Origin of the sequence: Micromonospora sp. NPDC048909, from assembly GCF_040649635.1 — a bacterium.
Taxonomy (GTDB): Bacteria; Actinomycetota; Actinomycetes; order Mycobacteriales; family Micromonosporaceae; genus Micromonospora.
In genome coordinates this window covers 1-13639 of the sequence record NZ_JBEZFU010000019.1, presented here as the reverse complement: position 1 = coordinate 13639, position 13639 = coordinate 1, and the positions used below count along the sequence as shown (strand labels likewise).

The 13639-nt window shown below is 73.2% G+C and carries 16 protein-coding genes; 9 read left to right on the top strand and 7 right to left on the bottom strand.

Features of this window, described 5'->3' with window-relative positions; all coding sequences use genetic code 11:
* Positions 1-119: 119 nt before the first annotated feature.
* The 3 genes from AB0C04_RS30595 to AB0C04_RS30585 all read right to left on the bottom strand — a co-directional run bounded on the left by AB0C04_RS30595 (position 120) and on the right by AB0C04_RS30585 (position 2101).
* Positions 120-365, bottom strand: a complete 246-nt coding sequence (locus AB0C04_RS30595) for a hypothetical protein (RefSeq protein ID WP_357061477.1) — start codon at positions 363-365, stop codon at positions 120-122.
* A gap of 19 nt (positions 366-384) precedes the next feature.
* Entirely contained in the window at positions 385-1392 is a 1008-nt protein-coding gene (locus AB0C04_RS30590) for a LysR family transcriptional regulator (RefSeq protein ID WP_357061475.1), read from the bottom strand.
* A gap of 109 nt (positions 1393-1501) precedes the next feature.
* Positions 1502-2101 carry a hemerythrin domain-containing protein gene (locus AB0C04_RS30585; RefSeq protein ID WP_357061472.1) on the bottom strand — a complete coding sequence of 200 codons (600 nt, stop codon included), beginning with the start codon at positions 2099-2101 and terminating at the stop codon, positions 1502-1504.
* Positions 2102-2241: 140 nt separating this feature from the next.
* On the opposite strand from AB0C04_RS30585, the gene AB0C04_RS30580 reads away from it, so the two are divergent.
* Complete coding sequence (locus AB0C04_RS30580) at positions 2242-3570, top strand: M20/M25/M40 family metallo-hydrolase (protein ID WP_357061468.1); 1329 nt, start codon at positions 2242-2244, stop codon at positions 3568-3570.
* Positions 3571-3629: 59 nt separating this feature from the next.
* Complete coding sequence (locus AB0C04_RS30575; protein WP_357061465.1) at positions 3630-4283, top strand: hypothetical protein; 654 nt, start codon at positions 3630-3632, stop codon at positions 4281-4283.
* Between the two features lie 86 nt (positions 4284-4369).
* Here the strand turns inward: AB0C04_RS30575 and AB0C04_RS30570 are convergent, their stop codons facing one another.
* From AB0C04_RS30570 to AB0C04_RS30560, 3 genes are all read right to left on the bottom strand, one after another.
* The gene (locus AB0C04_RS30570; protein WP_357061463.1) at positions 4370-4561 is read right to left on the bottom strand and encodes a DUF5703 family protein; all 192 of its coding nucleotides are present in this window, start codon (positions 4559-4561) and stop codon (positions 4370-4372) included.
* A gap of 98 nt (positions 4562-4659) precedes the next feature.
* Positions 4660-5535 (bottom strand): SseB family protein, encoded by an 876-nt coding sequence (locus AB0C04_RS30565; protein WP_357061461.1) that lies wholly within the window; start codon positions 5533-5535, stop codon positions 4660-4662.
* A complete protein-coding gene (locus AB0C04_RS30560) occupies positions 5532-5951 on the bottom strand; it encodes a YbaB/EbfC family nucleoid-associated protein (RefSeq protein ID WP_350876510.1) in 420 nt (139 codons plus the stop codon). The genes AB0C04_RS30565 and AB0C04_RS30560 overlap by 4 nt, the downstream gene beginning before the upstream one ends.
* A 144-nt stretch (positions 5952-6095) precedes the next feature.
* Here AB0C04_RS30560 and AB0C04_RS30555 point away from each other — a divergent pair, with 144 nt between their 5' ends.
* Genes AB0C04_RS30555 through AB0C04_RS30535 form a run of 5 tightly spaced genes read left to right on the top strand, consistent with a single transcriptional unit; the run spans position 6096 to position 10390 of the window.
* A complete protein-coding gene (locus AB0C04_RS30555) occupies positions 6096-6674 on the top strand; it encodes an IS607 family transposase (protein ID WP_357061457.1) in 579 nt (192 codons plus the stop codon).
* Between the two features lie 5 nt (positions 6675-6679).
* Complete coding sequence (gene tnpB / locus AB0C04_RS30550; protein WP_357061609.1) at positions 6680-8053, top strand: IS607 family element RNA-guided endonuclease TnpB; 1374 nt, start codon at positions 6680-6682, stop codon at positions 8051-8053.
* Positions 8054-8071: 18 nt separating this feature from the next.
* Entirely contained in the window at positions 8072-8404 is a 333-nt protein-coding gene (locus AB0C04_RS30545; RefSeq protein ID WP_357061453.1) for a hypothetical protein, read from the top strand.
* On the top strand, positions 8401-9462 hold the full coding sequence (locus tag AB0C04_RS30540; RefSeq protein WP_357061450.1) for a WXG100 family type VII secretion target: 1062 nt from the start codon (positions 8401-8403) through the stop codon (positions 9460-9462). Before AB0C04_RS30545 ends, AB0C04_RS30540 begins: the two co-directional genes overlap by 4 nt.
* Before the next feature lie 19 nt (positions 9463-9481).
* A complete protein-coding gene (locus tag AB0C04_RS30535; protein WP_357061448.1) occupies positions 9482-10390 on the top strand; it encodes a hypothetical protein in 909 nt (302 codons plus the stop codon).
* 41 nt (positions 10391-10431) lie between these two features.
* Here the strand turns inward: AB0C04_RS30535 and AB0C04_RS30530 are convergent, their stop codons facing one another.
* Positions 10432-11403, bottom strand: a complete 972-nt coding sequence (locus AB0C04_RS30530) for an aldo/keto reductase (protein ID WP_357061445.1) — start codon at positions 11401-11403, stop codon at positions 10432-10434.
* 190 nt (positions 11404-11593) lie between these two features.
* Between AB0C04_RS30530 and AB0C04_RS30525 the strand changes: the two genes are divergently transcribed.
* Both AB0C04_RS30525 and AB0C04_RS30520 read left to right on the top strand, forming a co-directional pair.
* Positions 11594-12646 carry an LLM class F420-dependent oxidoreductase gene (locus tag AB0C04_RS30525; protein ID WP_350876500.1) on the top strand — a complete coding sequence of 351 codons (1053 nt, stop codon included), beginning with the start codon at positions 11594-11596 and terminating at the stop codon, positions 12644-12646.
* The gene (locus AB0C04_RS30520; RefSeq protein ID WP_350876498.1) at positions 12643-13479 is read left to right on the top strand and encodes an undecaprenyl-diphosphate phosphatase; all 837 of its coding nucleotides are present in this window, start codon (positions 12643-12645) and stop codon (positions 13477-13479) included. Before AB0C04_RS30525 ends, AB0C04_RS30520 begins: the two co-directional genes overlap by 4 nt.
* The last annotated feature ends 160 nt before the right edge of the window (positions 13480-13639 follow it).

Sequence of the window (13639 nt, the reverse complement as noted above, 5' to 3'; positions counted from 1 at the left end):
TCGCCCAACGCTCACCCCCCCGCCGCCCGTGGCGGCCCCGCCTCGAAATTGATGTTGTTGTCACGGCACGCCGCGTGCCGTGACAACAACTTCATGATCAACGCGGGTGTGGGGTGCGGTCAGGTGCCCTGGTCGGACTCGAGGCTGCCGAGGGTGAGACCGGCGGCGTCCGCGGCCGCCTCCCGGTCGGCGCGCTGCTGCTCCTCCCGGACGACCAGGTTGGCGTACTCGGTGATGTCCGCCGGCCCGGGCACCTCCGGCAGCCGGCGCAGGAAGGACTCCACGTCCTGGGCGGCGGCGGTGTGTGCCGCGGCCGCCCGGCGCAGCAGTTCGCGGTCGTCGGCAGCGGGATACAGGTCGGTCATGTGCCCGTGATACCCGTCGTCAGGCGGTTCGCACCCCACCGGCCCCGGCGACCGGGCCGGCCGAGGTCGGCCGGCGGACCCCGAAGCCGGGGTTGCGGGTCAGCCAGGCCAGGTAGCCCGGGTGCGGGGCGAGCGAATCTGTGTACGCGGCTTTCGCCGTCTCCAGCACCAGCTCAGCGACCGGGCCGGCGGGGGAGTCCGGGTGCCAGCCGAACATCAGCCGCCAGCGCAGCGGCACCCCGGCCAGCCGCCGGGTGACCAGCCCGGTGACCGGACGGAAGGTGGCCTGGCAGAGCGCGATCGCCTCGCCGGCGTCCACCAGGTCGACGCAGCCGCGCACGTCGGTCTCGTACACCTTGCGCGGGGTGAAGCCGGCGCGGGCGCAGGCGGCGGCGAAGCAGTCGCCGAAGCAGCCGTCACCCGGCGCCGCCACCCACTGCTCGTGACGCAGGTCGACCAGGTGCACCTCCTCCCGGTCGGCCATCGGATGGCTCTCCGGCAGCAGCACCAGCACCGGGTCGACCGCCACCTCCCGCCAGCTGAGCCCGAACTCGGCCGACGGACTGGAGTCGCCGCAGACCCCGGTGAGCACGAAGTCCAGCCGCCCCCCGACGACCAACTGCGCCAGCTCGTCCACCGACCACGAGGCGTACGTGGTGATCTGCGCCTGCGGCTGCTCGGCGGCGAGGCGGTGCACCAGCCGGCCGAGAATGGGGCTGTTCACCCCGCCGAACCGGTAGCGCCGGGGCGTGTCCCCGGCCCCGGCCAGCCGCGCGGCCTCGTCCTGCAGCCCCTTCATCGCCGGCAGCAGCACCCGGGCCCGGGCGAGCACCAGCTCGCCGAGCGCGGTCGGCCGGGCGCCGCGCCGGTCCCGCTCGAACAGCGGGCCGCCGAGCGTCCGTTCGATGCGCTGGAGCTGGGCGGTGAGCGCCGGCTGGGCGAGGCCGAGCGTCGACGCCGCCTTGGTCACGCTCCCCGTCTCGGCGATCGCGCAGACGACCCGCAGGTGTCGCAGCTCCAGGTTCATACGGTGACGGTAGGACCCCACCCGGTGCTGCGGAAGGGCCCGGACGGATCGGTGACGATGGATGACCGGCGCCGGGCGGCCGGTGCCACCGCCCGCCCGGGCGCCGACGTCAGCCGCGCGGCGGCTCCGGCAGGTCGGCCAGGTACGTCGGCCGCCCGGTCACCACGTCCCGGACCTTGTCCACCACCCCGACCGCCGGTTCCACGATCCGGTTCCACGGCGGGGTGGCCGGGGTCGCCGGGTGCGGCCGGGTCGGCGCCGCCTCCTCGGCGATCTCCAGCCGGTTGCCCAGCCGGATCAGCTCCTCCTCGGTGGCCACCGCGCGCAGCGCCGCGACCAGCGCGCCCACCCCCTCGACGTGCCGGCGGACCCGCTCGGCCACCTCGTCGAGCCCGTCGTCGCCGAGCGCCTTCAACGCGGTCAGCAGGGCGGCGTCGGCGTCGATCTCCTTATCGACCCGCTCGACCGCCTCGGGCACCGCCGCCCGCACGGCCGGCAGCAGGTACTGCTCCTCGGCGGAGAGGTGCCGCGACAGCGCGGCGGTCAGCACCGGCAGGCCCTCCTGCGGGGTGGCGCCGGGCCCGGTCAGCTGCCCGAGCAGCTCCAGCAGTTGCCGGTGCTCCGAGTCGACGATGTCGGCGATGCTGCGGCCACCGGGCCGGTAGCCCTCGTCGGGCGCGGGCGGCAACGGCGGCAGGGGAACGGTCATGGTGCCCTCCTCGGCTGGCGGGCGGTGCGAGACGGGGGAACGTACGGTCGCCCGGCGCGGTACCCCCGACGGCGCGCCGCGAAACCGCGAAGGCGGGCCGGGGCGACCTGCCCGGACACCGCTGCTGGTATGAAGAAGCGATGACGACCGACCCCGCCTCCGCCCGACCCGAACCGACCGACGAGGTCGTCGACCTCTGCCGTGACCTGCTGCGGATCGACACCACCAACACCGGCGACAACGACACCAGCGCCGGTGAACGCCGCGCGGCCGAATATGTGGCGGAGAAGCTCGCCGAGGTGGGCGTCACGGCCGAGATCCACGAGTCCGCGCCGGGCCGGGCCAACGTGGTCGCCCGGATCGCCGGCACCGATCCCGGCCGGGGCGCGCTGCTGGTGCACGGCCACCTGGACGTGGTGCCGGCCGACGCCGACGAGTGGTCGGTGCACCCGTTCTCCGGCGAGATCCGGGACGGCTACCTCTGGGGCCGAGGCGCGATCGACATGAAGGACTTCGACGCGATGGTGCTGGCCGTGCTGCGGCACTGGCAGCGCACCGGGGTGCGCCCGCAGCGCGACATCGTGCTCGCGTACACCGCCGACGAGGAGGCCGGCAGCGACTACGGCGCGCACTTCCTGGTCGAGCGGCACCGCGGCCTCTTCGACGGCTGCACCGAGGCGATCGGCGAGGTGGGCGGCTTCTCCTACTCGATCAACGACTCCCAGCGGCTCTACCTGATCGAGACCGCCGAAAAGGGGCTGGACTGGTTGCGGCTGCACGCCAAGGGCCGCCCGGGGCACGGCTCGATGGTGCACGACGACAACGCGGTCACCGCCCTGGCCGAGGCGGTGGCCCGCATCGGCCGGCACCGCTTCCCGGTGGTGGTCACCCCGACCGTGCGGGCCTTCCTCGAGGAGGTCTCCGACCTGCTCGGCGTCGAGCTCGACCCGGAGGACCCGGAGACCGCGATCGCCAAGCTCGGCCCGATCGCCAACATCATCGGCGCGACGATCCGCAACACCGCCAACCCGACCCGGCTGACCGCCGGCTACAAGGACAACGTCATCCCCGGGCGGGCCACCGCCACCATCGACTGCCGCAGCCTGCCCGGACAGTCCGAGCTGCTCGAGCAGCAGCTGCGCGAGCTGATCGGGCCGGACATCGCGATCGAGTACATCCAGCGCCAGCCGGCGCTGGAGACGACCTTCGACGGCGACCTGGTCGAGGCGATGTCGGCCGCGCTGCGCGCCGAGGACCCGGGCGCCCGCCCGGTGCCGTACATGCTCTCCGGCGGCACCGACGCCAAGGCCTTCTCCCAGCTCGGCATCCGCTGCTTCGGGTTCGCGCCGCTGCGGCTGCCCGCCGACCTGAACTTCTCCGCCCTGTTCCACGGCATCGACGAGCGGGTTCCGGTGGACGGACTACAGTTCGGCGTGCGGGTTCTCGACCGGTTCCTCCGCACCTGCTAGCCCGTGTCCGGTAGCCACATCCGGCACGCAACCTCCCCATCGTGAAGGGACACCCTCCCATGACCGACCAGCACGGTGAGCTGGACGCCGCCCTCGAGCGGGTGATCGACGCGGCTCGCCGCCACCTGGCCGCCGTACGCGCCGCGCAGGGCCGCATCGACGACGACGACGTGTGGCAGGCGTACGTGGCGTTGAACAACGCGTCCTACGCCTACGACGAGCAACTCCTGGACGCCTTCGGCGAGGTCACCCCCTGGGACGTGGACTCGATCGACCCGGACGAGGCCGACGAGCGCTTCGGCGGGGCGGAGGGCGCTGAGGCCACCGACCCGCACCCGCGGGTGATCTCGGTCCGGCAACGTCGCGACTACCGGGTGCCCAGCGTCTCCGCGCTGATCCGGGTCGCCGAGGTCGCCCGCCGCGAGGGCACCCCCGAGGACGACGAACCGGCGCCCGTGGAGGGCGTCGGTGAGGCGGTGCTGGAGCTGCTGCAGAACGGCGACGGCTCGCTCAGCGCGCTGGACATCCCGGAGCTGGAGCCGCTCGACGGGGTGGTCATGGTCAGCGAGGTCGGCACCCCGGTCGACCTGGAGTCGTTCGACGACGACGACCCGGTCGGGCCGTTCCAGCCCGCCGCGGACGACCGCCTGGTCGGCCGGCTCGACGAGCACCCGTTCCTCGACCTGGACGAAGAGCACGACCACGCCCACTAGGCGGTGACGCCCCGGGGCCCGGCCGTGCGCGGCACGGCCCCGGGGCGCGGGCGCGGCCCCGGGCGTACGCCCCGGGGCGTGCCTCGTCAGTACGACAGGCCAGGCTGCGGCTGGTTGACCCGCCGACGGCGCAGCATCACCTGCCGCGTTCCGTCCCGGAACAGCCGCACCCGGGCCAACTCCCAACCGGAGAACTCCGCCTGGATCGCCAGCTGCGCCGTGGCGGTCAGCCGGTCGACGTTCGGCGGGAGCCGCAGCGGCGCGTATTCGTAGTCCATGAGCCCTATGCTGCCCAGCCCAGCGGCCGTTCGCCACCCCGAGCGGGGTGACCGACGCCGCCACCCGGGTGGTTCCTGCCGCCCTGGTCGCCGGTGCCCTACTCGGGTGGCGGGTTCGCGGCCAGCAGGGCGGTCAGCGTCGGCGCGGCCAGCGCGACCGCCCGGGCGCTGCCCGGGTCCACCGCCAGCCCCCAGGAGGCGTCCGGCCAGTCCGCGAGCAGCTCGGCGCAGGGCAGCGCGACGAACGGCACGCCGTCCCCGGCGAAGGCGGCCAGCGCCTGCGGGGAGGTGAACACCGGCAGCAGCGGGGCGCCGGTGGCGTCGCCGACCACCGTCCATGGGAAGTCGTCCTCCGGCGACGGTTCCCCGGCGAGCGGGACGCAGACCGTGGCGCCGGCCAGCACCCCGAGATAGCCGGGCAGGTCCTGCCGGTCGGCGGCGGCGGCGAGCAGCCGCGCGACCGCCGGTTCGCCCGCCGGGTCGGGCGGGGCGGGCGCTGGTTCGGCCGCCGGGCCCGTCGGGGCGGGCGCCGTCGCCACGGACCCGGTGGCCGGGCCCGGCGGGGCGGGCGCCGTCGTCGGGGTCGGGCCGGTCTCGGCCGCCGCGCGGGGAGCGGCCACCGACGGTGGCGAGGGGTGGCCGACGGGCGGCACGGGTCGGCAGGAGAGCGCGCCCGGGTCGGCGGTCAGCACCTCGGCCGCGGTACGGGTGACGAACGCGCTGAGCCAGCCCAGCCGCTCCGGGCTGCGCGTCGTCTCGTACCACCAGCCGGCCTCGTCGGTCGGGCGGTGCCAGCCGAGCGCGGCCAGGCGTGCCTCGTCGTAGCCCGGGCAGAGCACCCGGACCACCTCGCGGCGCACCAGCAGCCGCATCCCGCGCGGACCCGCGGCGAACTCCAGGTCGGTGTCGCGGTCACAGCGGGCAAGGGTGTCACGCAGCCGCGCGGTGATCTCCGGCCAGGTCGGTGGGGTCATGCCGGCGAGCCGGGCAGGCGGCCGTCGAGGCGCCCTAGCCGGCCGATGGTCTCCTCCAGGCGGCCCATCGCGGAGAAGTCGCCGGGCGTGCCGAACAGCTCGCCCAGCCCGGCGCCGAGCTGGGCGTCCAACCCCTCGGTGCGCTCCTCGACCTGCTCGGCGGCGACCGAGCGGGCCTTGCCGTACGCCTCGAGCACCAGCTCCGCCAGCCCCTCGGTGCCGGCGCGCAACGCGCTCGGCGCGAAGCTCAGGCCGGTGAGCACGCCGGTGGCGTCGACGGTCACGGAGACCAGGCCGCTCTCGTCGGTCGCGGTGGCGGACAGTTCGGTCAGGTCGTCGCGAAGGCCGGCGAAGCGCCGTTCGATGTCGGCGATCCGCCCGGCGAGCGCGTCGAACGCGGACAGCGGGTCAGCCATGAGATCCTCCCCCGTGGACGGTGGCACCGGGGTGGTGCCCGGTGGCCGATGAATCGTATCGTCGGTGCGCCGGACACACGGGGGGCTATCAACCGTTGAAAGAGTGGCCGTCAGCAGTGCTCACTAGTTAGCTGGAGTTGCGGCGTGAACCTGAAGCAGTTGGCGGCGGCTACCGGCGTGGCGTACGCGACTGCGCGGCGGCGTTACGAGGCTGGGACGCTGCCCGTTGCCGCGTATCGGCTCGGGCGTCTCATCATGGTCGGCGGACCGCTAACTGGTGCGGTCCCGAATGCTGGGCAGGTCGTCGGTCACGCCGGGGTGTCGTCTGCCGAGCAGAAGCCGGACTTGGACCGGCGGATTGCACGTGTCACGGTGTGGGCCACCGGTCAGAAGCTTGCGGTGGACCGGGTGGCGAGTGAGGTCGGTTCGGCGTTGGACGGGCACCGTAAGAGGTTTCTCGCTCTGCTGCGCGACCCGCGGGTGGCCACGATTGTGGTGGAGCACCGCGACCGCTTCGCACGCTTCGGTGTGGAGTATGTCGAGGCCGCTCTGCGCGCGCAGGGCCGCCGCCTTTTGGTGGTGGACCCGGCCGAGGTCGACGACGATCTCGTGCGCGACGTGAGCGAGATTCTGACCAGTCTGTGCGTCCGGCTGTACGGCCGTCGTGTTGGCGCGAGGCGTGCCCGTCGCGCGGTTGAGGCGGTCACCGAGGGCCTGGCGTGAAGACGATGCAGGCGTACCGGTATGCGCTTGACCTGACGCCTCGCCAGGAGCGGGCGGTGCTCGCACATGCGGGTGCGGCCCGGGTCGCGCACAACTGGGCGCTGGCCCGGGTGAAGGCGGTCACGGATCAGCGCGCCGCGGAGCGCACCTACGGTGTGCCGGAGGAACTTCTCACGCCGTCGCTGTCGTGGACGCTCGCCGGGCTGCGCAGGGCGTGGAACGTGGCGAAGCACGACGTTGCGCCGTGGTGGGCGCAGGTGTCCAAGGAGGCGTTCAACACCGGCCTTGACGCGCTCGCCCGCGGGTTGAAGAACTGGGCCGACTCCCGCTCGGGTAAGCGGGCGGGGCGGCCGGTCGGGTTCCCGCGGTTCAAGTCCCGCCGCCGCAGCACGCCGTCGGTGCGGTTTACGACCGGCGCGATCCGCGTCGAGGCGGACCGAATGCACGTTGTGCTGCCGAGGCTGGGCCGGCTGAAGCTGCACGAGTCCGCCCGCAAGCTCGCCCGACGTGTGGACAACGGCACCGCCCGGATCATGTCCGCGACCGTGCGGCGTGACGGCGGCCGGTGGCACGTCGCGTTCACCGCCGAGGTCGAGCGCGCCGACCTGGTGGCCCCGGCCCGCCCGGAGTCTGTGGTCGGTGTCGATGTCGGGATCAAGCACCTCGCGGTGCTGTCCAACGGCGAACTGGTCGACAACCCGCGCCACCTGGTTGCCGCCCAGCAGCGGTTGCGCATGCTCAGCCGGGCGTTGTCGCGCAAGACCGGCCCGGACCGGCGCATGCGGCGACGGCCGTCGAAACGGTGGGATCGCGCGGCGGCCCGGCTCGGCCGCGCGCACGCTCGTCTGGCGAACCTGCGCCGCGACGGCCTGCACAAGCTCACTACCCGGCTATCGCGCGAGTACGGCACGGTCGTGGTGGAAGACCTGAACGTGACCGGGATGCTGGCCAACCGCAGACTTGCCCGGCACATCGCCGACGCCGGGTTCGCGGAGATCCGCCGACAGTTGGCGTACAAGACCACCTGGAACGGTGCTCGGCTGCTGGTGGCCGACCGCTGGTATCCCTCCTCCAAGACCTGCTCGGGCTGCGGCGCGGTGAAAGCCAAACTCGCCCTGCACGAGCGTGAATACACCTGCGAAGCGTGCGGCTTGGTCATCGACCGCGACCGCAACGCCTCACTCAACCTGGCCGCGCTGGCGGCTGAGTTCGACACCGCCGGGAGTGGCCCGGTGGCAGCACGTGGAGCCGACCGGAAGACCCGCACACGCGGGCAGGTGGCCGTGAAGCGTGAACCCGGCACGGCAACCGCCGGCCAGACCGGGACCGTCCCGCCGCAAGGCAGGACTACCGACCGTGTGCTCACTAGGACCCACTAAAGGTAACGGGAGGAAGGCATGCCGCCTGACATCGAGGTCGACGTGCACGCGGTGCGTCGACTGGAGACAGCCGCCAAGCAGGTCGCCAGCTCGCTGGCCGAGCTGGAGAGCCAGATCGCCTCCGCCGGCGACGTGCCGTCGGGCGCCTTCGGCCACCTGCCGTTCGCCAGCGACATGCTGCGCGACAAGTACGCCGAGCAGGTCACCGGCGGCCAGGAGCTGTTCCGCTCCGCGCACGACGCGTTCCAGCGGGTCGCCCTCGCGCTGGGCGACACGGTGCAGATGTACGAGCTCAACGAGCAGGACATCGACGCCGGCTTCAAGGCCATCCAGTCGAGGATGCCGGGATGAGCGGGCCCGCCGGCAGCGCCGTCCAGCTGTGGAACGGCCTCGACAACGCGCTCTCCGGGGTGCAGGACGCGGTCGACAGCGTCTGCCGCACCCTCGCCTGGCCGCTCATCCAGCTCGTCGACATGGTCGACGGCGAGCCCGCCGCCCTGCGCGCCAAGGCCGCGGAGTGGGACGCGCTGGCCGCGCAGGTGCGCGACCTGGCGCAGGGGCACCGCGGCGTCCGGCTGGCCGCGCAGTCCGGGTGGCGCTCGCCCGCCGGTGAGGCGTACGGGCAGCGGCTCGCCGAGGTGGAGCAGCAGCTGCTCGACCTCGCCGCGCAGTTCACCGCGACCGCCGAATACCTGCGCGGTGTCGCCGACGGCCTGCAGATGGTGCACGACGTGCTCGTCGACCTCTGCGTCGAGTTCGTGAACTTCCTGCTGGTCACGCTGGTGACCGCGCTGCTCATGGCGCCGTTCACCGCCGGCGCCTCCTGGGCCGCCGGCGTGGGGCTGGCGGTGACCCGGGGCATGATCGCGGTGACCCGGGCGCTGAAGGTCATCCGCCCGCTCGCCACCCACCTGCAGAAGGTGATCAGGCTGCTCCAGCGGGTGCTGCTCTACCTGCGCAAGCTGCGCAGCCACCTCGACAAGCTGGTCGACAAGCAGAAGGCGCTGCGCAAGGGCGCGAAGTACGCCGACAAGCGGCGCGCCGCCGGCAAGGCCGACAAGTGGTACCACAAGGTCACCGACCCGGCGAAGGGCACCTACAAGCTGGGCAAGTCGGGCTCGCCGTTCGACATGAGCACCCTCGACCGGGCCGGCGCGCTGCGGGCGCACGGTCTCACCGACGGCGCTCGGGTGATCGCCCGCGACTGGGCCACCAACCTGCCGTGGAACGTGCCGAACTCCGTCGTGCACGGCGTCACCTGGGGCACCGTCGCGCTCACCTCCGGCCTGTCTGTGCCCGGCGCGGACCTGGTCAGCGACCAGATCGGCGAGAAGGTGCAGGACGGCGCCGACTGGATCGACCAGAATGTCTTCGGGCAGCCGCCGGCCGAACAGCCTGCGGGCCGGTAGCCCTTCGAGGAGGTGGCGCGTGACGTCAGGGGAACGGGGTCGGCTCGGTCGGTTCGCCGAGGCGGTGCGGGGCGGTGCCCGAGCGGCCCGCGACAAGGCCCGCGAGCTACGCGACGAGTTCCGCACCAGCGACGAGCCCGAGCGCGCCCTCGTGGCGCCGCTGCTGAGCGGGCAGGAACTGCGCTATGTCGGGCTGGCCCCGGTCCGGGCGCCGGAGAACCACCGGGCGGGCAGCCAGCTGGCCGACCGGATGGCCGACGAGATGGCCGAGGCGCTCGATCCCCGGGCGCTGTTCGGGCTGCTCAACATCGTCAACCCGGTGGTCTGGGTGGACGCGGTGATGACGCCGGTGCGGCTGGCCGCCGGGGTGCTGCTGCTGCCCGGCAAGGCCGCCGCCCTCGCCGTCGGGCTGCCCGAGGAGGCGCCGCCGCAGCCGGGCCCGCCACACCAGCCGGTGCAGCGGGAGCCGTTGCCGCTGACGGAGGAGCAGGAGGCGTTCCGGGCGCTCTTCCGGCTCAGCCGCTACCGCCCGCTGGCCGACCAGCTCGCCGAGATCGCCTACCGCCGCCGCTACGTCTTCAGCGGCGACCTCGCCACCCTCGCCGGCAGCCTGCTGCTCTTCCTGGAGCGCTACAGCGGCACGCCGCTGGCGGTGACCGACACCCACCTGCACCTGCTGCGGATGGGGCGCCGGCCCGACGAGGGCCGACCCGACCGCCGCCAGCCGCGGGTGCTGTGGAGCGTGCAGCGCAGCCGGGTGCTCCGGGTCGACTCCGAGCGCGGCACGGCGGGGCTGGTGCAGTTCCCGTCCACCATCTTCTTCGACGACGGGTCGTGGATCCGCATCGTCAACCCGGCGCTGCGTGACGACCAGTCCCGCTTCCTGACCGCGATCCGTGAGCTCCCCGGGCAGCGGCCGACGCCCTGACCCGGCCGAGCGCTCCGGCGACACCCGGCGGGCCCGGCGGGTCAGCTGTCGCGCTCGGGGTAGCCGACCGGCACCGACGACACGTCGTCCAGGGCGGTGGTGATCTCCTCGGGCAGCGTCATCCGTTCCACCTGGAGCGCGCCGAGCAGCTGACCGACCGTGCGGGCGCCCAGGATCGGCGCGGTCACCCCGGGCCGGTCCCGGATCCAGGCCAGCGCCACCTCCGTCGGCGAGACGCCGAGCCCGCCCGCGGCGGTGGCCACCGCCTCCACGATGCTGGAGCAGCGGGGCTCCAGGTAGGTGGCGACGAACCGCTCGAAGTGCGGCGAGGCGGCCCGGGAGTCCGCCGGGCGGCCGTGCCGGTACTTGCCGGTGAGCACCCCCCGACCGAGTGGCGACCACGGCAGCACGCCCAGCCCGAGCGCGTCGCAGGCGGGCAGCACCTCCCGCTCCACGCCCCGCTCCAGCAACGAGTACTCGACCTGCGCGGCCACCACCGGCGCCCGGCCCGGCCACGCGGTCTGCCAGGCCGCCGCCCGGGCGGTCTGCCAGCCGGAGAAGTTCGACACGCCGACGTAGCGGACCCGACCGCTGGCCACCGCGTGGTCCAGCGCAGCCAGGGTCTCCTCCAGCGGAGTGTCCGGGTCGTAGCCGTGCACCTGGAACAGGTCGACGTGGTCGGTGCCGAGCCGGCGCAGGGACGCGTCCAGCGTCCGCAGCAGGTGCCCCCGGGAACCGTCCCGGCGTCGGCCGCTGCCCGGCCGCAGCCCCGCCTTGGTGGCGATGAGCAGCCCGTCGCGGGGGACCAGGCTGCCGAGCAGCGACCCGATCACCGACTCGGCGTCACCGTCGCCGTAGACGTCGGCCGTGTCGATCAGGTTGCCGCCCGCGTCGAGGTAACTCTTCAGCTGGGCGGCCGCATCGTCGGCGTCGGTGTCCCGGCCCCAGGTCATGGTGCCGAGCGCGAGCCGCGAAACCGCCAGCCCGCTTCGGCCGAGCGGTCGCTGTTGCATGGGTGAACCTTATTTCGAACCTGCCGCAACCGATATCCTCGCTCCCGTCATGTTGCTCGGCTTCTGCCGGTGTTCCTGCCGCCCGGCTGCCGGAACCGCACCTCGCAGCCTTGCGGGTGAGCCGGTGATCGAGCCGACCGCCCGCATTGCGTAACCTGATGCGACCTGTGGTGCGGATGGGGGAGGACCAGTGCGACTCGGGCTCAGCCTCGGATACCAGACAGCGTGGAGCACGCCGGCGGACCACCTGGCCCTGGCCCAGGAGGCGGATCGGCTCGGCTACTCGGTGGTGTGGGCGGCGGAGGCGTACGGCTCCGACTCGCCCAGCATGCTCGCCTGGATGGCCGGCCAGACCGAGCGGATCGACGTGGGCAGCGCGGTGATGCAGATCCCCGGCCGCACCCCGGCGATGACCGCGATGACAGCGGCGACCATCGACGCCCTCTCCGGCGGCCGGTTCCGGCTCGGCCTGGGCGTCTCCGGCCCGCAGGTCTCCGAAGGCTGGCACGGCGTGCGCTTCGGCAAGCCGCTCGCGCGGACCCGCGAGTTCGTGGACATCGTGAAGCTCGCGATCGCCCGCAAGGAGGTCGCGTACGACGGCGAGTTCTACACCCTGCCGCTGCCCGACGGGCCGGGCAAGGCGCTGCGGTTGGGCTTCCACCCGCCCCGCGAGCACATCCCGATCTACCTGGCCGCGGTCGGCCCGAAGAACCTCGAGCTGGCCGGTGAGATCGCCGACGGCTGGCTGGCCGTCTTCTACGCCCCGGAGTTCGCCCAGGAGCAGCTCGACGCGGTCCGCGCCGGGCGGGCCCGGGCCGGCAAGGAGCTGGCCGGCTTCGACGTGGTGCCCTCGGTGCCGGTGGTGGTCGGTGACGACGTGGCCACGTGCGCCGAGCTGGTCCGCTGGTACGCCGCGCTCTACGTCGGCGGGATGGGCAGCCGGCAGCAGAACTTCTACAACCAGCTGGCCACCCGGATGGGCTACGGCGACGCCGCCAAGGAGGTCCAGGACCTCTACCTGGCCAAGCGGCAACGCGACGCGGCCGCCGCGGTGCCGATGGAGTTCATCGACCGCACCTCGCTGCTCGGCCCGAAGGAGCGCATCGCCGAGCGGATGCGGGAGTACGCCGCCGCCGGCGTCACCACGCTGTCGGTGACCCTGTTCGTGGCGGACCGGGACAGCGGCGTGCAGACCCTGCGTACCGTCGCCGAGGCGCTGGAGCTCTCCGGAGTCGGCGAGTGACCTGGGTCGAGGCCATCGTCCTGGGCATCGTCCAGGGGCTCACGGAATTCCTGCCGGTCAGCTCGTCCGGGCACCTGCGGATCACGTCGGCGATCTTCTTCGGCCGCGACGCCGGCGCGTCGTTCACCGCGGTGACCCAGCTGGGCACCGAGGCGGCGGTGCTCATCTACTTCGCCAAGGACATCTGGCGGATCACCCGTACCTGGCTGCTCGGGCTGCGCGACCGTTCGGTGCGCTCCAGCCTGGACTACCGGATGGGCTGGTACGTCATCGTCGGCACCATCCCGATCGGCGCGTTCGGCTTTCTGTTCAAGGACCAGATCAAGACCGCCGGGCGCAACCTCTGGCTGGTGGCCACCACGCTGATCGTCTTCGCCTTCGTGCTGGCCTTCGCCGAGTACTGGGGTCGGCAGACCCGCACCCTGGAGAACTTCCGGATGCGCGACGGCGTGGTGATGGGCTTCGCCCAGGCCATGGCGCTGGTGCCCGGGGTGTCCCGGTCCGGCGGCACGCTCACCGCCGGCCTGCTGCTCAACCTGACCCGGGAGGCGGCGGCCCGGTACTCGTTCCTGCTGGCCATCCCGGCGGTGGTGCTCTCCGGTGTGTTCAGCCTCGGCGACGTCTTCGAGCCGTCCGCACCGGGCACCGCGGCCCCGACCGTCGCCATGCTGATCGTGGCCACGCTCATCGCGTTCGGCATCGGGTACGCGGCGATCGCCTGGCTGCTGCGCTACGTCGCCCACCACACCCTGTACGTCTTCGTGCTCTACCGGGTGGCGCTGGGCACCCTGGTCCTCGCCCTGCTGATGACCGGCACGATCTCCGCCACCTGACCGGCTGCGAACGCGCCGTTGGCCGGCACCCGTGTCAGGGTGCCGGCCAGCGGTCGGATCGTGCGGTGTGGTTGTCAGTTGTTCCAGTGCTGGGCGACGAGGTCGGCGGCCTGCTGCTCCCACTGGGCGTAGGCGTCCGGGTAGGCCGACACCTGCACCG